At 54.3% G+C, this 20,938-nt stretch carries 19 protein-coding genes, 1 tRNA gene and 1 pseudogene; 16 read left to right on the forward strand and 5 right to left on the reverse strand.

From position 1 onward, the window contains the following. Positions 1 to 46: 46 nt before the first annotated feature. A complete protein-coding gene (locus KI614_RS02155) occupies positions 47 to 2,203 on the forward strand; it encodes a diguanylate cyclase domain-containing protein (RefSeq protein WP_226407526.1) in 2,157 nt (718 codons plus the stop codon). A 10-nt stretch (positions 2,204 to 2,213) separates the two neighbouring features. Here the strand turns inward: KI614_RS02155 and KI614_RS02160 are convergent, their stop codons facing one another. From KI614_RS02160 to KI614_RS02180, 5 genes are all read right to left on the reverse strand, one after another. Further along, the gene (locus KI614_RS02160) at positions 2,214 to 3,191 is read right to left on the reverse strand and encodes a diguanylate cyclase domain-containing protein (RefSeq protein ID WP_226407528.1); all 978 of its coding nucleotides are present in this window, start codon (positions 3,189 to 3,191) and stop codon (positions 2,214 to 2,216) included. Further along, on the reverse strand, positions 3,188 to 3,802 hold the full coding sequence (locus KI614_RS02165; RefSeq protein ID WP_226407531.1) for a chemotaxis protein CheC: 615 nt from the start codon (positions 3,800 to 3,802) through the stop codon (positions 3,188 to 3,190). Before KI614_RS02165 ends, KI614_RS02160 begins: the two co-directional genes overlap by 4 nt. A gap of 2 nt (positions 3,803 to 3,804) precedes the next feature. Then, a complete protein-coding gene (locus KI614_RS02170; RefSeq protein WP_226407533.1) occupies positions 3,805 to 4,179 on the reverse strand; it encodes a response regulator transcription factor in 375 nt (124 codons plus the stop codon). A 93-nt stretch (positions 4,180 to 4,272) separates the two neighbouring features. Then, on the reverse strand, positions 4,273 to 5,364 hold the full coding sequence (locus tag KI614_RS02175; protein WP_226407535.1) for an ATP-binding protein: 1,092 nt from the start codon (positions 5,362 to 5,364) through the stop codon (positions 4,273 to 4,275). A 3-nt stretch (positions 5,365 to 5,367) separates the two neighbouring features. After that, positions 5,368 to 6,051, reverse strand: coding sequence for a response regulator transcription factor (locus KI614_RS02180; RefSeq protein ID WP_226407536.1), 684 nt, complete (start codon positions 6,049 to 6,051; stop codon positions 5,368 to 5,370). A 263-nt stretch (positions 6,052 to 6,314) separates the two neighbouring features. Between KI614_RS02180 and KI614_RS02185 the strand changes: the two genes are divergently transcribed. The 15 genes and pseudogenes from KI614_RS02185 to KI614_RS02250 all read left to right on the forward strand — a co-directional run bounded on the left by KI614_RS02185 (position 6,315) and on the right by KI614_RS02250 (position 20,938). Then, on the forward strand, positions 6,315 to 6,686 hold the full coding sequence (locus tag KI614_RS02185) for a Spy/CpxP family protein refolding chaperone (protein WP_226407537.1): 372 nt from the start codon (positions 6,315 to 6,317) through the stop codon (positions 6,684 to 6,686). Between the two features lie 191 nt (positions 6,687 to 6,877). After that, entirely contained in the window at positions 6,878 to 7,582 is a 705-nt protein-coding gene (locus tag KI614_RS02190) for an EF-hand domain-containing protein (protein WP_226407538.1), read from the forward strand. Between the two features lie 204 nt (positions 7,583 to 7,786). Continuing rightward, positions 7,787 to 8,077 (forward strand): co-chaperone GroES, encoded by a 291-nt coding sequence (locus tag KI614_RS02195; RefSeq protein ID WP_028994852.1) that lies wholly within the window; start codon positions 7,787 to 7,789, stop codon positions 8,075 to 8,077. A 99-nt stretch (positions 8,078 to 8,176) separates the two neighbouring features. Beyond that, complete coding sequence (gene groL / locus KI614_RS02200) at positions 8,177 to 9,829, forward strand: chaperonin GroEL (RefSeq protein ID WP_226407539.1); 1,653 nt, start codon at positions 8,177 to 8,179, stop codon at positions 9,827 to 9,829. Positions 9,830 to 10,008: 179 nt separating this feature from the next. Next, complete coding sequence (locus tag KI614_RS02205; RefSeq protein ID WP_226407540.1) at positions 10,009 to 10,317, forward strand: DUF485 domain-containing protein; 309 nt, start codon at positions 10,009 to 10,011, stop codon at positions 10,315 to 10,317. 1 nt (position 10,318) lies between these two features. Then, positions 10,319 to 11,998, forward strand: coding sequence for a cation acetate symporter (locus KI614_RS02210; protein ID WP_226407541.1), 1,680 nt, complete (start codon positions 10,319 to 10,321; stop codon positions 11,996 to 11,998). Positions 11,999 to 12,300: 302 nt separating this feature from the next. Further along, positions 12,301 to 12,972, forward strand: coding sequence for a response regulator transcription factor (locus KI614_RS02215; protein WP_203468498.1), 672 nt, complete (start codon positions 12,301 to 12,303; stop codon positions 12,970 to 12,972). Then, complete coding sequence (locus tag KI614_RS02220) at positions 12,965 to 14,452, forward strand: sensor histidine kinase N-terminal domain-containing protein (RefSeq protein WP_226407542.1); 1,488 nt, start codon at positions 12,965 to 12,967, stop codon at positions 14,450 to 14,452. Before KI614_RS02215 ends, KI614_RS02220 begins: the two co-directional genes overlap by 8 nt. 88 nt (positions 14,453 to 14,540) lie before the next feature. Next, positions 14,541 to 14,616: transfer RNA gene (locus KI614_RS02225), tRNA-Phe, on the forward strand. Between the two features lie 250 nt (positions 14,617 to 14,866). Beyond that, on the forward strand, positions 14,867 to 15,832 hold the full coding sequence (locus KI614_RS02230; RefSeq protein WP_226409212.1) for an ABC-three component system protein: 966 nt from the start codon (positions 14,867 to 14,869) through the stop codon (positions 15,830 to 15,832). Beyond that, positions 15,819 to 16,046: an ABC-three component system middle component 6 gene (locus tag KI614_RS16430; protein ID WP_413464169.1), complete on the forward strand. Its 228-nt coding sequence runs from the start codon at positions 15,819 to 15,821 to the stop codon at positions 16,044 to 16,046. Before KI614_RS02230 ends, KI614_RS16430 begins: the two co-directional genes overlap by 14 nt. Then, on the forward strand, positions 16,037 to 17,770 hold the full coding sequence (locus KI614_RS02235; protein WP_226407543.1) for a DUF2326 domain-containing protein: 1,734 nt from the start codon (positions 16,037 to 16,039) through the stop codon (positions 17,768 to 17,770). The genes KI614_RS16430 and KI614_RS02235 overlap by 10 nt, the downstream gene beginning before the upstream one ends. A gap of 213 nt (positions 17,771 to 17,983) precedes the next feature. Continuing rightward, positions 17,984 to 18,193 (forward strand): annotated as a pseudogene (locus tag KI614_RS02240) (transposase); the annotation flags it as partial. A 50-nt stretch (positions 18,194 to 18,243) separates the two neighbouring features. Next, a complete protein-coding gene (locus KI614_RS02245) occupies positions 18,244 to 18,915 on the forward strand; it encodes a restriction endonuclease (protein ID WP_226409214.1) in 672 nt (223 codons plus the stop codon). Between the two features lie 73 nt (positions 18,916 to 18,988). Beyond that, positions 18,989 to 20,938: a PIN-like domain-containing protein gene (locus KI614_RS02250; RefSeq protein WP_226407545.1), complete on the forward strand. Its 1,950-nt coding sequence runs from the start codon at positions 18,989 to 18,991 to the stop codon at positions 20,936 to 20,938.

Consider the following 20,938-nt stretch of genomic DNA (forward strand, 5'->3'; position numbering starts at 1 on the left):
GTTTTTGTCATTGTTTTTTGGCCGGGATCGTGGGTATGATTAAACAATGAGCAGTGGGATCGATTTTTTCGCCAAAAATTCCTTGCAGCCGACCGTCAGTTATCGGGCATCGGTTGTCTTGGCCTATCTCTTTCTGGCGATTGTTTGCGGACTCGGTATGTCGAACGAATTCGGCCATATTGATGAAAATGTAACCACGCTGGCCCGCGAGCGCGGCAATGTGCTGTTTCGCCTGGTCGAGTTGACGCGGGACTGGAATGCGCTGCATGGCGGCGTGTATGTCCGGGTTTCCGAGCACACACAACCCAATCCTTATCTGTCGCACCCGCAGCGCGATCTGGAAACGACGGATGGGGTCCGCTTGACCATGATCAATCCGGCCTACATGACGCGCCAGATTGCAGAAATCGCCGAAAAGGCGAACGGGGTCAAATATCACATTACCAGCCTGAATCCGATTCGCCCGGCCAATATGCCGGATGCGTGGGAGGCGGAGGCTTTGCGTGCGTTCGAGGCACACAGCCAGCGCGAAGTGCTGTCCTTGATCAATCTTGAAACGGGTCCGGTGCATCGGTTCATGGCGCCGCTGCTGGTCAAGGAAGCCTGTTTGCCGTGCCACAAGAAACAGGGGTATCAGCTGGGGCAGGTGCGCGGCGGGATCAGCATCACCATGCCTGCCCGCGAGGTGCTTGAAATTCGCCACGAGCAACGCCTGCGGACGATGCTGACTTACGGTGCCGCCGGATTGATCATCGGGCTCCTGATGCATTTTGCGATCTGGCGCTCGCGTCGCCATTTCCTGCGTCTGCACGAGTTGACCGCAGGACAGGAAAATTTGATCGTCGAACGTACGCAAGCGCTGTCCAGCGCGAATAGCCAATTGATCGATGAAATTGCCGAACGCAGGCGCAATGAGGCGCTGATTGCCGAAAGCGAGGCGCGCTACCGTTCCGTGATCGAAACCAGCCAGGACGGCATCCTGATCATGCAGGCGCCGACCTTCGAGATCGTGTTTGCCAACGAACGCGCAGCGGCCATGCTCGGTTTGCTGCCCGAGCGCCTGCTTGGGCGGCCGGTGATCGATTTTGTCTTCGAGCCTGACCGGCCGATGGTGGCCGAGCGCCTTGGCCAGCGCTTGCGCGGCTTACCGGTTTCTGCCGCAGCCCGTTGTCGTTTTGCCGATCCGGAGGTTGGCCGGGTACGCGTTTGCGATGTCCATATTGCTCGCATCGAAAGCGATGCCGGGTTGTTGCAATGGGTGGTCAGCGTGCAGGATGTGACGGACCGTCTGGCCAGCGAGCGAGCCCTGCAGATTTCTGCCGCGGTGATGGAAAGCGCAACGGAAGGGATTGTGGTCACCGATGTCGATAACCATATCATCCAGGTTAATCCGGCATTTACGGCCATTTCCGGCTACCGGCCGCAGGAGGTCCTTGGCAAGGATCCGCGCTTGCTCGGTGCAGGGCGTCACTCCGACGGGTTCTTCAAGGACATGTGGGCGCGGTTGGCGAGCGAAGGACACTGGGCCGGCGAAGTCTGGAACAAGCGTCCGGATGGCACGGTCTACGTCGTCTGGCTGGCAATTTCCTCGATCCACGGCGGCGCGCTGGAAAGCGGCGGACGACATGTCGCGACCTTCATCGACATTACCCAGCGCAAGGAAATGGAAGAGTTGCTACGCCACAAGGCGCACAGCGACCCGCTGACCAATCTGCCGAATCGGGCGCTGTTCTACGATCGCCTGCAAATGGTCCAGACCCAGGCTCGCCGCTATGGCGAACAGTTCGGTCTGCTTTATCTCGACCTGGATTACTTCAAGAATGTGAATGACACGCTCGGCCATGCCGCCGGTGATGCCCTCTTGATCGAGGCGGCGCGACGCCTGGTCCTGGCGGTGCGCGATTCGGATACCGTAGCGCGTCTGGGCGGCGACGAGTTTGCCGTCATCCTGCCGAAAATTTCGGGGCAGGGTGAGGTGGAAGAGGTGGCGCAGCGGATCGTGCTCGAAATGGCACGGGAATTCCACCTGGAAGTCGATGTGGCGCGCATCTCGGCCAGTGTCGGCATCGCCCTTTTTCCGGTGCATGGTGAAGATCTGGATGTGCTCAAGCAGCATGCCGACATGGCGCTCTACGCCGTCAAGCGGGCCGGCCGGAATGGCTATCAGGTTTATCTGCCAGGGCCGGCGCTCAAGGCCGACTGAAGCGCGCCGGCTACTCGCAGGCGCGGAAACTGCCGTCTTCCACCGAAAAATAAACCGCCCGGTTGCGACCTTCGTGTTTGGCCTGATAGAGCGCAACATCGGCCGACGAGAGCAAGGTGTCGGTGTCGGCATCCTCGGTTGGGGTCATCACCGCGACACCGATGCTGAGACTGAGGAATGGGGTCGGAGCTGTGTCCGGATGGGCAATCTGCAGCGCATCGACTTGTCGGCAAATCTTGCCGGCCAGCTGGCAGGCATTGTCTTCGTTGTAGCCCGGCAAGACCAGTGCAAACTCATCGCCGCCGTAGCGTGCCGCCAGCCCGCCGACCGGTCGCAATGTGCCGGAAAACAGTTCGCCGACCTGTTTCAGGCAGGCATCGCCAATGTCGCGGCTGTGTACTGCATTGAAGTGACTGAACTGATCTAGGTCGCCGACCAGCAGGGCAAGTGGTCGGCCGGCTTTCCTGGCCTTGTCGAACTCCTGGGCAAGCGCCGCATCGAAGGTGCGGCGATTGGGCAAGCCGGTAACTTCATCCTGGGTGGTGCTTCGGCGCAGCATGTCGGTTTGCTGGCGCAGCAGGCGCTCGCGTGAAATATTGGCCGTGACGTCGCTGATCTGGATCAGGCATGCCGCCCTGGGATCGTCCCGCAGCGGGATGATGTGGATCAGTTGCTGAATCCGGCGTTCCCGCCGCCGATCCTGTTCGGTCTGATAAAGCGGCAGAATGGCGCCGTGCAGGGCCGGAGAGAGCAGTGCCGGCAGGCGGTGCCGGATTGCCTGGACGACGGCTTGCTGCAGTCGGTTGTTGGTGATTCCGGTCAGTGCCTCGGCCAGCATCTGGCCGTTGGCCAAGGCCGCCGTTTGGCCGCAGCGGGTGGCAAACCATTGATTCCAGTAAAGTACGCGCTGCTCGTGATCGAGAATCACGACACCGGATTCAAGGCTGTCGATGACAGCGCACAAGGCACTGGTCGGCAGATTGATCATGCCAGTCCCTGGTCGTGCAGATATTGGGTCAGGCAGGACAGCAGATTGGCCATCGACGTTACGCTGAGCAGAAACAGGATGTGTCCCTGGATGCATTGCTGGCTGATTTTCATGTCGACCTGGAGCAGGACGACCATGTGATCTTCGTCGCCCTCCAGGATTTCGATCGAGTTGGTATCGCCGAAACGGTGCAGGGGCAAGGTGCTGTCAAAACTGATGTGCAGCAGGTCGGCCAGCGAGCTCATGCAGGCGTTGAGAATAATGTTGCCGACTTCGCACATGGCTTCCTGTTCGAATTCGGACAGTTCCTCGACCGACATGTGCGGCCCGACCATCAGGCGGACGATTTCCAGGGCGTTCGACTCGGGGAAGACGAGCATCGCTTCCGCATCGAACGGGCCGCTGAATGTCTGGCTGACCGTGCTGAACTGGCGGAACTCCGTGCCGAGCAGAATTTCGGCGGCTTTTTCGCGTGGCACCACCATGACGCCCGGCGCGCTGAGCAGCACTTCGTCATTGACGATCTGGCTCAGGCTTGAGGCGGCACGGCCGACGCCGATGTTGAAAATTTCACCCAGCGCATCGCACTGCAGTTCGCTCAGCTCGGTCATGCTCAAGACTCGAAAAACGCGATGGCGTCAGCCACCGATTGCGCCGTGATCGGCTTGGCGACGAAGTGTACACCGGCTCGGCTGGCTGCTTCACGGGTGCTTTCCTGAATGTTGGCTGTACATAGGGTAATCCGGGTATCCGGATGACGGATGCGGATGCGTCCAGCCGCTTCAAGCCCGCTGATGCCGGGCATGTTGACATCCATGCTGACAAAGTCAGGCGGTGTCTCGTTGGCCAGTGCGATGGCTTCGTCACCGTTGACTGCTTCGATGATCCGCCAGTTCGGGCGACTGTCGGCAATGATGGCCCTGATCAGCATGCGTGACATGCGGCTGTCGTCGACGATCAGAAGCAGCGGGGAATTTTCGATGTTCATCGCGTAATTATGACTAAAGTTGGGCCGGTGTCGTCAACTCAAATCAAATATCGCTGGGCCTGCTTTCGTACCGTAGCGGCGACTTTTGTTTGATCAGGGTCCTGGCGGGATGGTGATTTCGACGCGCAAACCGCCTTTGGGCGTGTTTTTGGCCATGATCTGGCCGTTGACCGCAGCAAGGACGCGGCGGGCGATGGCCAGGCCCAGCCCATAGCCTTCGCCGGGATTGGTGCCACGGAAAAATGGGGTAAAGATAGCTTCCAGTTGATCGTCGGGGACGCCCGGCCCCTGATCGGTGATGGCGATCAGGCAATGGCGGTTTTCCAGGATGCGAGCTTCGATACTCAGGGTGCCGCCCTCCGGCGAAAATCGCAAGCCGTTGCGCAGGACGTTCTCGATTGCCCGGTGGAGCAGTTCGGCGTTGGCGCGCAAGGTGAAATCGGGCAGTGTCGGGCAGTCGACCGCGATATGCCGTGCCGTGGCTTCAAAACGCGTGTCTTCAATCAGATCACCCAGCAGATCGGCCAGGTCCAGCGTGTCGATATGCGTGCCGACCCCGGCTTCCAGGCGCGAAAGCGTCAGCAGTTCGCCGACCAGCCGGTTCATCCGCTCGCCTTCGCGTTCGATGCGCAGCAGGCTGTCGTCAATCCGGGCAGGTTGCTGGCGGGCCAGTCCGATGGCGGCGTGCAGTCGGGCGATCGGTGAGCGCAATTCGTGCGAAACGTCGTGCAGCAGCCGTTTTTGTCCTTCCATCAGGGCGCGTACATGGTCGCTCATGCGATCAAAACCTTGACCGAGGTCAGCCAGCTCGTCTCTTCTGCGCCCCATGCTTTGTCCGATCCTGAGATCCAGATTGCCCTCAGCCGCCGCTTCGAAGGCTTCGCGCAGGTGGCGGATCGGTTTGGCGATATACCAGGCGAGACCGGCAGCACAGAGCAGGCTGGCGAACAGCCCGGCGGCGATGTGGATGTAGGGGATGATCGGGCCGCGATGTTCGGGCGGCGGGGGCGGCCTGAAATCGTTCGGTGGTGGCAGGTGAGGGGGCGGCATGCGCTCCCGGTGCGAAGCGTCCGGGCGGGCATCGTGGTGCTGATGTTCAAGCCAGAAGAGTGTGCCGGTGGCGACGACGCCGACCATCTGGGCCAGCCAGACGAACAGGAAAAATTTCCAGAAAAGACGGCCCATGAGTTATTCGCGGATCAGCTGGTAGCCCTGGCGATAAACCGTCTGGATGCATGAACGGCCATCCGCCAGTCGGCCAAGTTTCTGACGGATGCTGGAAAGATGGACGTCGATGCTGCGATCGAAGCGGCTCAGGGCGCGGCCCAAGGCTTGTTCGGAAAGCTCTTCCTTGCTGACCGGTCGGCCGGCGTGACGGGCGAGTGTTTCGAGCAGATTGTATTCAGTGCCGGTCAGCTCGACGGCGTCTCCATTCCATTCGACGCGCCGTTGCTCGGGGCGGACGCAGAGGGCGCCAAAAACCAGCGGGGCGCTGCTGCTTTCGGCGGAGGCGGCGCTTCGCCTGAGAATGGCGCGCAGCCGGGCCGCCAGTTCGCGGGGCAGGCAGGGCTTGGGGACGTAATCGTCGGCGCCGAGCTCAAGTCCGACGATGCGATCCATGTCGTCGCCACGAGCGGTCAGCATCAGGATCGGCATCGTGCTGGCCGCCCGGATTTGACGCAGGACTTCGATTCCGGAAAGGCGGGGCATCATCACGTCGAGCACAGCAATCGCATAATTGCCGCTCAGTGCGGCCTGGACGCCGCTTTCGCCGTCATGCTCGGTGGCGACGGTAAAGCCATCCTGGGCCAGGTAGTCACCGAGCATTTCGGCCAGTTCGACATCATCGTCAATCAGCAAAACTGCTGTCATTGCACTTTCCGTTGCTGGGTTCGCATGGGTTGGGATCATAGCCAAGGCTTTTTCAATTCGGCACTGAATTTACAGACTTTTACCGGCTGCTAACGGCGGTTAACCGTGGGTCGGCAAACAATTCATGCCTCGACTGGCCGCAGTGGCCGGACGCATCCCATTCAACAGGAGAACCCATGAAATCCCGTCTTTTTATTGCTGTCTTGCTTGCTGCTTCCTTTTCTGTGCACGCCCAGCCATCTGCTCCGGTCGACCAGCCCTGCATGGCAAAAATGGGCCGACATGAACATGCTGCCAGTGGGCCGGGGGGCGCACTGCCCCCGTTCCTGCATGGCATGAAACTCAGTGAACGGCAGCAGGATCAGGTTTTTGAACTCATGCACGCCCAGGTGCCGGCCATGCGTCAGCAGGAAAAACAGCTGCGGAAATCTCTTGATGCCCTCCGCCAGCTGGCGCTCGATGAGCGATTCGACGAAACACGAGCCCAGGCGCTGGCGCAGTCCGCGGCTAGCTCGCAAACTGAAATGGCGTTGTTGAAGGTTCAGCTGGATCGAAAGGTGCTCGCTTTATTGAGCGCGGATCAGCGTAAACAGCTGGCGGCAAAAATTGCCAGCCGTCCGGATTTGCCGCTTTAAGCTGGTTTTACGCCGGAATGTTTCCCTGCAAGCTTGCCGGATGTCGGATTGCGGGGGATTTTTCTTAACAAACTTTTACCCTGCTTAACGCCAACCACCGCCCATTCTGGCCGTTTTGGGCCGATAAATTGCTCGAAAGGAACGGTCAGGAGACTCCTGATCTTCATTCAACCTGTTTCAAGGAGCCAATCATGATCGGTGGCATCGGTAATGCATCACAAATGAGTAGTCGGCTGTTCTCGGCACTCGATACGAAAAGTCAGGGCTATCTCGAGAAAAGCGACTTTGTTTCGGCTTTCAGCAAGATTTCGAATAGCAGCAATAGCAGCAGTTCCAGTAGCACCAGTGTTGACGACGTTTTCTCCGCACTGGATAGCGATAGCGATGGCAAGGTTACCGAAAGCGAATTTGCCAGTACCTTGTCCAAGCTGCAGGAAGAACTCGATGGACAGTTCAACCAGATGCGCATGCAGGGCCAGGGTGGGCATGGCGGCGGAGGCATGGGTGGCATGCCTCCGCCGCCACCGCAGGGCAATGATGCGGGATTTACCAAGGATGAACTGAGTAGCCAGCTTGAAGAGATCGGCTCGTCCGATTCGCAGCGTTCAAGCCTGATTTCGAAAGTGGTCGATAATTTCGAGGCTGCCGATACGGATCAGGATGGCAAGGTCAGCTTTAGCGAGGCCATGGCATACGACCAGTCTACACAGCAAACGGGAACGAGCGATTCCTCCGATACGTCGTCGGCCAGCACCTCTTCCGCGGCAAGCAGCAGCGCTAGCAATAGCGATGCTCAGATCATGCTCAAGATCATGCAATTGATGCACGCTTACGGTAATCCCGCCCACTCTGGCGAGAACTCGGCCGTTTCCAGCTTGCTCTCGGTGACTGCCTGAAGCACTGTTGCGAGCGGATCAGCCGGCCTCGGGCCGGCTTTTTTTCGTCCTGCCTTTGCTGAGTGCTCTTGAAATCGGCTGGGGTCACCCCTATTATTAGCACTCGACCCGGGTGAGTGCTAACGATTTGCCTCCCCCGATCCCGGATGCCCTTTGTTGCAAGCCGGCCAATTTCAATGTCTGTGAACTACTAGGAGTAGCTTTATGAATATCCGTCCTTTGCACGACCGTGTGATCGTCAAGCGTGTTGAAGCCGAGCGCACCACTGCCTCCGGCATCGTCATTCCTGATTCCGCTGGCGAAAAGCCGGATCAGGGCGAAATCCTGGCCGTTGGCCCGGGCAAGCGTGACGACAACGGCAAGCAAATCGCTCTCGACGTCAAAGTCGGCGATCGCGTTCTGTTCGGCAAGTACGCCGGCCAGGCCGTCAAGGTCGATGGTCAGGAAGTCCTGGTCATGCGTGAAGAAGACATCATGGGCGTTCTGCAGAAGTAATTTCTGCATCCCTCGAAATGACGGTTGATCCCACACCCCAAGGGTGCTTCCTACGGGGCGCGGTCAACCGGAAAATTGATCAAAATTCAGGAGTTTTAAATGGCAGCTAAAGAAGTCAAGTTTGGTGATTCCGCCCGCGCCCGTATGGTCGAAGGCATCAATGTCCTGGCCGACGCAGTCAAGGTTACCCTTGGCCCGAAAGGTCGCAATGTCGTACTCGAACGTTCCTTCGGCGGCCCGACCGTCACCAAGGACGGCGTTTCCGTCGCCAAGGAAATCGAACTGAAAGACAAGTTCGCCAACATGGGCGCCCAGATGGTCAAGGAAGTTGCTTCCAAGACCTCCGACATCGCCGGTGACGGCACCACCACCGCCACCGTGCTGGCTCAATCCATTGTTCGCGAAGGCATGAAGTACGTTGCTGCCGGCATGAACCCGATGGATCTGAAGCGCGGCATTGACAAGGCTGTGGTTGCTACCCTGGCCGAGCTGAAAGCTTTCTCCAAGCCCTGTACGACCAACAAGGAAATCGCCCAGGTTGGCGCCATTTCCGCCAACTCCGATTTCAACATCGGTGAAATCATCGCTAACGCGATGGCCAAGGTCGGCAAGGAAGGCGTCATCACCGTTGAAGATGGCAAGTCCCTGGAAAACGAACTCGACGTTGTCGAAGGCATGCAATTCGACCGCGGCTACCTGTCCCCGTACTTCATCAACAACGGCGACAAGCAGCAAGCCCTGATGGAAAACCCGTTTGTTCTGCTCTTCGACAAGAAGATCTCCAACATCCGCGACCTGCTGCCGATCCTGGAACAAGTTGCCAAGGCTGGCCGTCCGCTGCTGATCATCGCTGAAGATGTCGATGGCGAAGCCCTGGCGACTCTGGTCGTCAACAACATCCGCGGCATCCTGAAGACCGTTGCCGTCAAGGCCCCGGGCTTTGGTGACCGTCGCAAGGCCATGCTGGAAGATATCGCCATCCTGACTGGCGGTACCGTGATCGCCGAAGAGACCGGCCTGACGCTGGAAAAGGCTGTCCTGAAGGATCTGGGCCAGGCCAAGCGCATCGAAGTTTCCAAGGAAAACACCACCATCATCGACGGCGCCGGCGAAGCTGCTGCCATCGAAGCCCGCGTCAAGCAGATCCGCATCCAGATCGACGAAGCGACTTCTGATTACGACAAGGAAAAGCTGCAGGAACGTGTGGCCAAGCTGGCTGGCGGCGTTGCCGTCATCAAGGTTGGCGCAGCGACCGAAGTTGAAATGAAGGAAAAGAAGGCTCGCGTTGAAGATGCCCTGCACGCTACCCGCGCTGCTGTGGAAGAAGGTATCGTCGCCGGCGGCGGCGTTGCCCTGATCCGTGCCCGCGCTGCCATCGGCAAGCTGAAGGGTGACAACCATGACCAGGACGCCGGTATCAAGATCGTCCTGCGCGCCATGGAGCAGCCGCTCCGCGAAATCGTTGCCAATGCAGGCGACGAGCCGTCTGTCGTGGTCGACAAGGTGCAGCGTGGCAAGGGTAACTACGGTTACAACGCTTCCACCGGCGAGTACGGCGACATGGTTGAAATGGGCGTGCTCGATCCGACCAAGGTGACCCGCACCGCACTGCAGAACGCTGCTTCTGTGGCCGGCCTGATGCTGACCACCGAGTGCATGGTTGCTGAACTGGCTGAAGACAAGCCGGCTGGCGGCATGCCTGACATGGGTGGTATGGGCGGCATGGGTGGTATGGGCGGCATGGGCATGTAATTGCCCCGTCCAGGTTTTACCGCTTGATCAAAGCCCCGCCGAGTGCGGGGCTTTTTTGCGCCATATCAAGGCGCAAGGCTGGATTTTTGTAACGCTCTGTAAGCTCTTTGTAAGTAGCTGCGCCTAAATTAGGCTCCGCAGCAATGCCTCTATAAACAAAAAGTCTGAGGAGCAAATCAATGCAAAACGTACTCGATCGGATTACAGCTAATCCGAAATTCCACGAGTTTATTGCCATGCGCAGTAAGTACTCGATCATTATGGCCATCGTCAGTGCCGCAGCCTATTACGGCTTCATCCTGCTCGTTGCCTACAACAAAGAGTTTTTGGCAGTGAAAATGGGTGCCGGCATGACGATGAGCGTTGGCGTTCCGATTGGTGTCGGCGTTATCGCTTTCACCATTCTCCTGACCTGGATTTATGTCCGTCGCGCCAATACCGAATTCGACGCGATTAACGAAGCCATCATCAAGGAGGCACAGAAGTAAGATGACTAAGTTCACAAAAATTCTTGCTGGCCTCGTTGCCCTGCTCGCCGCAGGCGCGGCCATCGCTGCGGGTGCCGATCTCGGCAATACCCAGAAGCAGGCAACCAACTGGACGGCCATCGTCATGTTTGGCCTGTTCGTCGGCGGTACGCTTTACATCACCAAGTGGGCCGCAGGCAAAACCAAGTCTGCTGCTGACTTCTACACCGGTGGCGGCGGTATCACCGGCTTCCAGAACGGCCTGGCCATCGCGGGTGACTACATGTCTGCCGCATCCTTCCTGGGTATTTCCGGCCTCGTGTTCGCCAACGGCTTCGACGGCCTGATCTTCTCGATCGGCTGGCTGGTCGGCTGGCCGGTCATCACCTTCCTGATGGCCGAGCGTCTGCGTAACCTGGGCAAGTTCACGTTTGCTGACGTGGCTTCCTACCGCTTCTCGCAAACACCGGTTCGCATCTTCGCCGCTTCCGCTTCCCTGGTCATCGTCGCTTTCTACATGATTGCGCAGATGGTCGGTGCCGGTCAGCTGATCAAGGTGCTCTTCGGCATGGAATATGTCTACGCTGAAGTGCTCGTCGGTGTCGTGATGCTGATGTACGTACTGTTCGGCGGTATGACCGCAACGACCTGGGTGCAGATCATCAAGGCTGTGATGCTGCTGGCAGGCGCAACCTTCATGGCCGTTTCCGTGTTGCTGCAGTTTGGTTTCTCGCCGGAAGCGCTGTTTGCCAAGGCGGTTGAAGTGCACTCCAAGAAGGATGCCATCATGGGTCCGGGCGCACTGATCAAGGATCCGATCTCCGCCATCTCCGTCGGTATGGCGCTGATGTTCGGTACCGCTGGTCTGCCGCACATCCTGATGCGCTTCTTCACCGTGCCGAATGCCAAGGAAGCTCGTAAGTCGGTTGCCTGGGCAACCACTTGGATCGGTTACTTCTACATCCTGACCTTCATCATCGGCTTCGGTGCTATCACCAACCTGGTTCAGAATCCGGCTGACTTCTATGTCGGTGGCGAACTGGCCAAGGGCCTGAAGGGCGGCGGCAACATGGCTGCTGTGCATCTGGCCAAGGCTGTCGGTGGCGACCTGTTCCTCGGCTTCATCTCTGCCGTGGCCTTCGCAACCATCCTGGCTGTGGTTGCCGGTCTGACCCTGTCCGGTGCTTCTGCCGTGTCGCATGACTTGTACGCTTCGGTGTTCAACAAGAACTGTTCTTCCGAACAGGAACTGCGCGTCTCCAAGATGGCAACCATTGCTCTTGGTCTGCTGGCCATGGTGCTGGGTATTGCCTTCGAAAAGGAAAACGTTGCCTACATGGTGATGCTGGCCTTCACGATCGCTTGTTCGTCCAACTTCCCGGTGTTGTTCATGTCCGTGTTGTGGAAGAACTGCACGACGCGTGGCGCCGTGGTTGGCGGTTTCGTCGGCCTGGTTATGGCTGCCGTGCTGACCGTTGGTTCCGCCTCGGTCTGGGAAGCTGTACTCCAGAATCCGAAGGGCTCTGCCTGGTTCCCGTACAACTCTGCCGCTATCTTCTCGATGACTGCAGCTTTCGTGACCATCTGGTTGGTGTCCATCCTGGACAACTCCGAGCAGGCTCAGAAGGAACGTGCCCTGTATCCGTCGCAGCAACTGCGTTCGGAAACCGGTCTGGGTGCTTCCGGCGCCTCCGGTCACTAAGCCGAAAAGCAATTACCGCAAAGCCCGGGTTTCGACCCGGGCTTTTTTGCGTCTACGGTGCGGTCGACCGCAGAAAATGTGGACGCAGAAAAACACTGCGAAGATGGCAGTAGCTGGAGTTTGTTAAACTATTCGGGCTTTGGGAGAAAAAAACGGTAGGGGGTGCCCAGTGCAGGATCGGGCCACCCCCTGAGTCGCGGCTTGAGCCACGGACTCCGAAGACCATAAAAGGAGAACAGCCCGAGTAGAATACGGCGGCAGGCTTACAAAAATCTTACGCAGGCACAGCTTACATATCCTAAATGCGCATTCTTATTGCTGAAGACGATGCCATCATTGCCGATGGCCTGGCCCGTTCCCTCCGACAGGGTGGTTATGCGGTCGATTGGGCAGCCAATGGTCTTGAGGCCGATACGGCCCTGATGACGGTTTCCTACGATCTGCTGATTCTTGATTTGGGTCTTCCGAAATTGCCAGGTCTGGATGTTCTGAAACGCTTGCGGACGCGCAGTTCGCAGGTTCCCGTCCTGATTCTGACAGCGCTTGACGGGACGGGTGACCGTGTCAAGGGGCTGGATCTCGGGGCTGACGATTACATGGTCAAGCCGTTTGAGCTGGCTGAGCTTGAGGCCCGTGTCCGTGCCTTGACCCGGCGTTCGGCCGGGACTACGCCGGTGATTCAATGCGGTAGCCTGAGCTACGACCAAGTCGGCAGGGTTGCGCAAATACAAGGGCAGACGCTGGACCTTTCGGCGCGTGAGATCGGTTTGCTTGAGGTGCTGCTGACGCGAATGGGGCGACTGGTCAGCAAGGATCAGCTGGTCGATCATCTTTGTGGCTGGGGAGAAGAGGTCAGCCATAACGCCATCGAGGTTTATGTGCACCGCTTGCGCAAGAAACTGGAATCCGGCGGCGTCAAGATAGCGACAGTGCGTGGCCTGGGTTACTGTCTGGAGCGGCCGCCCAGTGAGTAATCCGCTGCAGGGGGGGGATACCGAGCGCTCACTCTTCGGTGAGATTCTCGACTGGATGTTGGCGCCCCTCTTGTTTGTCTGGCCGCTCAGTATTGCTTTTACCCACTATTTTGCCAACAACGTTGCCAACTACCCCTACGATCAGGCGCTGCGCGAGCATGTTGCCGCAATCACGCGCCAAGTCAAACTGGTTGGCGGCAAGCCGGTTCTGAATTTGCCTGCCTCGGCACGTGCCCTGTTGCGTGCCGATGAAACCGACAATGTCTATTTTCATGTCGTCACCCAGGATGGCAAACTGTTGGCGGGCGACAAGGAATTGCCCATGCCTCCCTCGTCTGGTGACGAGGCACCTCTGGCCGGGGAAATCTATCTGCGAGATACCGAATTCAACGGCCAGGATCTGCGTATTGCCTATACCTATCTGGCCGAACCGCAGATGTCCCGTGAGCGCTGGATTGTCGTCGAGGTGGCTGAAACAACCGAAAAGCGCACGCAGTTGGCTAACAAAATCGTCGCCAGCGTCATTCTTCCGCAATTCATCATCATTCCGCTTGCCGTGATGCTCGTCTGGTTCGGTCTTTCGCGCGGCTTGCGTCCGCTGACACGCCTGCGACAGACCATCGAGGCACGCGACCCTGGCGACCTGTCGCCAATTGCTACGCGCCGCGTTCCCGAGGAACTGGAGCCGCTGGTCGAGGCATTCAACGAAATGCTCGAGCGCATGAAGAAGAATGTCGAAGCACAGCAGCGCTTTGTCGCCGATGCAGCCCATCAAATGCGTACCCCGCTGACCGGGCTGAAAACGCAAGCCCAGTTTGCCATCCGCGAAACCAACCCCGATGCCTTGCGGCACGCGCTGCGTCAAATTGCTTCGGGAGTCGACCGGGCCGGGCGTCTGGTCAACCAGTTGCTCACGCTGGCGAGAACGGAGGGCGGCGAGGTGGCGCAGCAGCAGCACGAAGTGCTCGATATGTCGCAACTGGTTCGCGACACCGTCGAGGACTGGGTGATGATTGCCATCGACAAGGGGATCGATCTCGGGTTCGAGGCAGAAAAGGGGGCGATGATTACCGGAAATGCGTTCCTGCTGCGTGAGCTGGCCAAGAACCTGATCGATAATGCCCTGCGCTACACCCCCAGCGGTGGGCATGTAACCTGTCGTGTGCTGCATGATCAGCAGCATGTTGTTTTTGAGGTTGATGATGATGGCGTCGGGATCAGCGAGGAACAGTCCGAACTGGTCTTTGAGCGTTTTTACCGCGTCGATGATGCGGCGAGTGAAGGCAGTGGCCTGGGGTTGGCGATTGTCCAGGAGATCGCCATGCAGCATGATTCGCGCGCTACTTTGAAGCCCAATCCACAGGGGCGGGGAGCGTTGGCTCGTGTCGTGTTCGTCGCCTGGCACCCACCGCCGCCGCCACCGCCCACACCGGATGATTTCTCGGAGTTGTATCGCCAGTCGCCGCCGATTGGCTCGTGATCGAGGATCAATCCCGCGGTGGACTGCAGAAAATTGCACAATCCTGTTGCGCGGCCTCCGGCACCTCGCTATAATTCGGCCTCGTTTTGGCCAATTAGCTCAGTTGGTAGAGCAGCGGATTGAAAATCCGCGTGTCCGTGGTTCGATTCCGCGATTGGCCACCAAAGCATTCCAAGCAAAAACGGCAACCATCACAGGTTGCCGTTTTTGTTTTGTCGGGCGCAAAGTTCGCGTGCCGGTCTATTGCCGGGAAAAACTCGGCTGATGGCAGCCTAAATAGAGTAGTAGAGCATAGAGGCCTCGTCGATCCCTGAAGATCATCAGCAAGTAGTACAATTTATGAAAATGGCTTATCGCTGTTCGCGTGAGTTGAGCTCGACGAAAAAAACTGCTGAAAATCTAGAGACCATGGGTATGGAACGTTCTAAATATTGGGATCTTTGCGAATATAGACTTTCGGTCTTGTGCACACGAATCGAAGTTCGTGGGAAACTTAATATTCTAAATTTCCATAATCACTCCGAGAATTTTTATCTTCATTTTCTTAACGAGCTTTACGGGTATAAGCTTACAAACATGAATGAAGTGCAGCAAAATGTCGAAGGAATTGATCTTGTAGATAAAGAAAACAAGATCGTGATTCAGGTCTCATCTACAGCTACGAAATCAAAGATCAATTCGGCATTAGCAAAGGATTTGTCGTCTTATAAAGATTACTCGTTCAAGTTTGTTTCGATCTGTAAGGATGCAAGTTCGTTACGAGCAAATAGTTACGAAAATCCACATAATCTTATTTTCAATCCAGCTAAAGATATTCTTGATGTTCCTTCGTTGTTGAGTAAAATCCAAGGGTTAAAAATTGTTGAGCAACAAGCGATATCGAGGTTTCTAGAAGATGAGCTCGATCCTAATATTAGGGAGCGGTTTACAGAAACTAATCTGGCGGCGGTTATTAATCTTATAGCGAACGAAGATCTTACCGATGGTTATGCTGCAGATAGACCAATACCTTTTAATGTTGATACTAAATTAGAGGTAAATAATCTAGAGTCGGCTGCGATGATAATTGAGGATTACAAGACACATCATCATCGTGTTGCTCGAATTTACGAAGAATTCGATACTGCAGGGAAGAATAAAAGCAATTCAGTTCTTCATGCGTTGCGAACTATTTATGCCAAGTTAAGCACTAAGTTTTCTGGAGACGAGTTGTTTTTTAATGTCGTCGAGCAAGTGATTCAAAGAATCCAGAATAGTGCAAATTTTATAGAAATTCCGCTAGACGAGCTTGAGCAGTACGTTAATGTATTATCAGTGGATGCTTTTATTCGGTGTAAGATTTTCAAGAATCCGAACGAGGTGAAATGTGCTGCTTCCTGAAAATATTAGCCCGTCGAATAGCTTATATTACAACGGCTCTCTCGTTCTTCAGGCATTGAAGAAAACAGGTGAAGTTGGCATGCTTGACTTGTTTGCGGAAACCCGAAATTTGAGAGATATTCAAATGCCAATATTTGTGCTTTCATTGGATTGGCTATTTCTCGCTGACTTGGTCTCGTTTAATGATCATGGAAATATCGTGCCATGTTTTTAAAATATCTTCGCCTTGAGAATGATGAGGGGATTATTCGTAGCATCCCTTTTCATAGTGGGCTGAATTTGATTGTTGATGAGACCCCTTCTGGCACCTCTGGTGCAACGGGTAATAATGTCGGCAAGACCACAGTATTGCGGTTGATTGATTTTTGTTTCGGTGGAAGCCCTCGGGATATCTATACTGATCCTGAAAATCGCAAGAGCGAACATCAGGTGGTTAAAGATTTCTTACAGACTACCAATGTACTCGTCACCTTGACCCTTACCGCAGATCTCGATGATCCATTAGCAAAAGAAATTTGTATTGAGAGGAATTTCATTCCGCGAAAGGGAATGATCCGTCGAATTAATGGAAGACAAATGACGGAAGACGAGTTTATGGAAACTTTGACCGAAGAGCTTTTTCCAGGGCAGTATGGAAAGAAGCCCACTTTGGCACAAATAATTGCCCATAACATTCGTTACAAAGATATCGGACTTTCAAACACGTTGAGAAACGTTCATCCGATGACTAAGGACGAAGAGTACGAAGCGCTCCATCTCTACATGCTTGGCTGTGAATTCTCACAGGGCAGTGAGAGGCAGAAGCTTTTGGCAGAACTTCGTGTTGAGAATACCTTTAAAACTCGGCTTGAGGCAGCACAAACACGTTCGGCCTATGAGGCTTCTCTTGCTGTGTTAATGCGCGAAATTGATGCCCTTAATGTTAAAAAAGCGGCATTTCATATCAATCAGAATTTTGAAAGTGACCTTGGGGCACTTGACGAAGTTAAATATAAAATCAGTATCGAAACTGCAGCACTTGGCCGAGCTACTCTTCGGCATAACCTAATAATGGAAGCTGTTCAGGATATTAATAATAATTCGGCTAAAATTGATGTGTCACAATTAAAGGCACTGTACGAAGAGGTTTCAACTCGACTTTCCGGTGTTCAAAAATCTTTTGATGATCTTTTGATGTTTCATAACAGGATGGTTGAAGAGAAAGCTCGCTATATCTCTAAAGAAATTCCGCAGCTTAATAGTGAAATCGTTCGTAGAAAAAGTGATCTCAATCTGTTGCTAGAGCAAGAGCGGGATCTGGTTGCTAAGGTTTCAAAGAGCGGTTCCTTGGAAGAGCTCGAAATCGTAGTTGGTGCATTGAATGAAAAGCATCGACTTCGTGGTGAGTATGAAACGATTATTCAGCAAGTGACTGGTGTTGAGGGCGTAATAGATCAAATAAATAGGTCGCTTGCTGATATCGACGATGATCTTTTTTCTTTGAATACGCAAGCAGCTATACAGGCGCAGGTTAATAAATTTAATAAATATTTCTCAGAGATTTCAAAAGAACTTTACGATGAGCAATATGTACTCAAGTTTGACGTCGTTAAGTCACGTTCCGGTCAGCGTATCTATAAATTTAATACCTTCAATATGAACATGAGTTCAGGCAAGAAACAGGGGGAAATTTCTTGTTTTGACATCGCCTATACGTTGTTCGCAGACGAAGAAAATATTCCTTGCCTTCATTTTCTATTGAACGACAAAAAAGAATTGATGCATGATAATCAATTGACAAAGATTGCACGCCTTGTCGAGCGACAGAATAAACACGTTCAATTTGTTGCATCAATTCTTCGCGATAAACTTCCAGCCGAGTTGAATCAAGATAAGTATATTGTCGTCAAGCTCTCTCAGAACGACATGCTGTTCCGAATTGAATCGTCTGTAAGCTGAATAAATTCGCAGATTTATAATTTAAACAGCCTCATCCCATAAGCCCGAGTCAGGAAACTGTCTCGGGCTTTTTCATTTTCTAGACTCAGGAAATTCGATGTCACCAGTTACCCTCAGCAATTCCCTGCCTACGGCCATCCGCGAAACCTTCATCCCTCAGGTGAGGTGCCCCCCATAAACAGTGCCATCGATAGTCCGTTTTCGAGAGAGAGAATGGACTTGAAGAAGTGGTTTTCAGAAGAGCAGATCATCGGTTTTTTACAGCAGGCGGAAGCCGGCATACCGTTCAATGGACTGTGTCGGCAAAATCGCTTCAGTGACGGATCGTTCTATAACTGGCGAGCGAAGTTTGGCGGTATGTCAGTTCCGGATGCCAAAAGTTTGAAGGATCTCGAAGTCGATAATGCCAAGCTCAAACGGTTAGCTTTGTCGGTGATGATTGCGGATCTGTCTGCGATATATGAAGAAGGAAAATCCCGTTTTCTACCCTTGTTTACAGGGTCGTAGAGCGCGGTGGCGATGGCCCTGACGGTGGTGTCGATCTTGAGTTGTATATGGGACAGGACAAATACCTCGTCCAGTGCAAACAGTGGAAGGTAGCCAAAGTTGGTGTCGCGACTGTGCGTGAGTTGTACGGCGTGATGACTGCTGAACGGGCAGTCGGTGGTTTCGTTGTTGCTTCAGGCGAGTTCACCGATGATGCTCGTAGTTTTGCTGAAGGGCGGTCTATTCAATTGGTTGCAACCCTGTCGTTGCTGAGCATGATCGGTAACAACGCATCACCGTCGGGGACGTGGCGTGGACAGGTGCAGTACCAGGGCACAGGTGCTGGTGGGGTTGTCCAAGAGGCAATGGCCGTTGTACCAATGACGATCGATATCGACCCTCAGGGCAAAGTAAAAGGTAGTAGCCCGGAAAATGGATGCAGCCTGAAAGGTATCGCTGCACCTGGCATCATGCCTGTTTCGGTCAACTTGGATGTGACCTTCACTGGCTGCCACTACAAAGGACTAAATCGCCGATTTTCGGGCACGCTCTTCGTGATTCAAGCGCAGAAATATGCGCAGTTGTCGCTGAATGGTAGCCATGTTGTGGTCTTGGGCGGAGCGACGTTTTTTGATGTTAAGGGAACGATGAGGCGGTAGCCATTGCGATGGAATTACATCATCTAATGCGCACATCGCTAGTGGGTTACAGAAAAAACCTAAGGGGGAAACAATGCTGTTTGGCTTAAATGTTATAAATAAGACGAAGGACGAGCATCTGAGGGATATCGCCACGATGGCGCGCGATCCTAAGACATTAATATTTATTGATACAAATATTCTTGCCTATATGTACAAGCTCCACGCGGGAGCGAGGCAGGAGTTTTTCGCTTGGGCAGATGCTGTGTTGTCTCAGAGTCGTTTGTGTGTGCCTGCTTGGTCTGCCGGGGAGTATTTGTCACGTGTAAGAAACCGGATGCTACATTCATACACTCCCAAAAGCAGGGATCCGGACCAGCCAAAGAAGGCATTGGAGGTGATGCTTGAGACAGCTGCATTGTTTGTCGATGATACGGTGCTAAGGGCGATTAATTTTGACGGGGATAGATCGGCATTCTTGACTGATTTCCGGGCCGCCGTAGAAGGCCTTCCAAAGTTTACAAGGGCATTCAAACATCAGTTTGATCCGGAAGCGGTGCATGAAGAAATTCAAACGCACCTTTCTCCTGCCATCCTAAATTCGGATCTCACGGAGTTGTGCGCACGTGCTGCTCGTGAGGGGGATGTAAGAATCGAACACCGTCTTCCTCCTGCCTTTCGAGACGATGACAAGGAAGAAAATCGCTTCGGTGATTTAATCATTTGGTTTGAAATTCTCCAGCATTCTGCTGCTCGGAGCGATGATTTTTCGCAAGTACTATTTGTGACAAATGACGAAAAATCAGATTGGGTTTATTCTCCGCAGCGACGGATGGATGTAACGAGAAGGGGGGCTCGTAAGGCTGTTGCAAATAGTCAGCCAGAGGTGAAGTTGGCTGACCCAAGATTAGTGTCTGAATTCAAAAGAGCCACAGGTCTAGCCAATGTTGTTATTTGCAGTTTGGCTGCTTTAATTGAAGGCCTCTCTAAGGATAATGCTCATGAATATGCGCAAATTGCAGCTGCTATTCAGATAAATTCAAGTGACATATCGGCATTGTCGAATGGGGCGGCGGCAATGGACTCTGCTTCTGGGAGCAATGCGACAGAAGAAGTAAATGACCAAACTTCGCCTGAAACAGGGGGCGTGGTAGCTGATGAGGTCGTGGTCGACACTGACGTAACTGTTGGGCCAAGTGAGCCCGAAGCAGTGGCTGTAGCCACTCCTGGAATTGTGGCGCCCCGACTTCAATACGACGTTGATGCACTGCGCGATAGCGCGTACGAATTAGATGTACCGTTAGAAATTAACGAAATCATTCGGGCAATCAAGTCATGCAACTGGTACATACAAAACCCAGCGATTGCCAAGATAAGGTCAATTCGTGAAGAATCGTTTAGTGCATCAGCTTGGTTTGTTCTAGGGCGGAATATTTATCAGGCTGCTTGTGGTAATGCACAGAAAGCCATGGATTTCATGGCAAATCTGGATATTCAATTGTCACGTTTCCATGATGAAACGGCTAAGCATGTTTTGGCTGGCATGCTGTTCGAAATATACTTCAATTCGAATGGCGAGTTTAGGCAAAAGCCGAAGGCCCATTTCATAGAGAAGCCCTTGTCGGTAGTGGCGCAAGAGGCTTACGTTGAAGTTAAAGACTTCATTCGATTTCACTTGATGGCACACCAGAATCGGTTGATGTTTCTGCCGGGAGATGTCGGTCGAATAGCTCTTCAGTATTTTTCCGAGTCGATCCCCGAGGCAAGTGATGAAGAAAAGATACGCGTCCTTCAATCGCTACAGATTGAAGGAAGAGAACTATTGGTGGAGGTTGAGGCGGAAACGCCCAGTGTATGGGGGGGATACTTGCCTCAGAAGTTCACTCCTGATGATGTGGTTCAAGATATTTCCCGAACCCTCGCTATACCCCGTTGGGCAATTGCAAGCGAATATTCTCCGGGGGTTCGTCCGGACGTTATATTCGTGATTCCGGAGCAGAAGCGGTTAAGTTTTGATTCAGTGGCCTGGGGAATTGCTGCCTAG

It is taken from the genome of Dechloromonas denitrificans (assembly GCF_020510665.1).
In the GTDB taxonomy this organism is placed as follows: Bacteria; Pseudomonadota; Gammaproteobacteria; order Burkholderiales; family Rhodocyclaceae; genus Azonexus; species Azonexus denitrificans_B.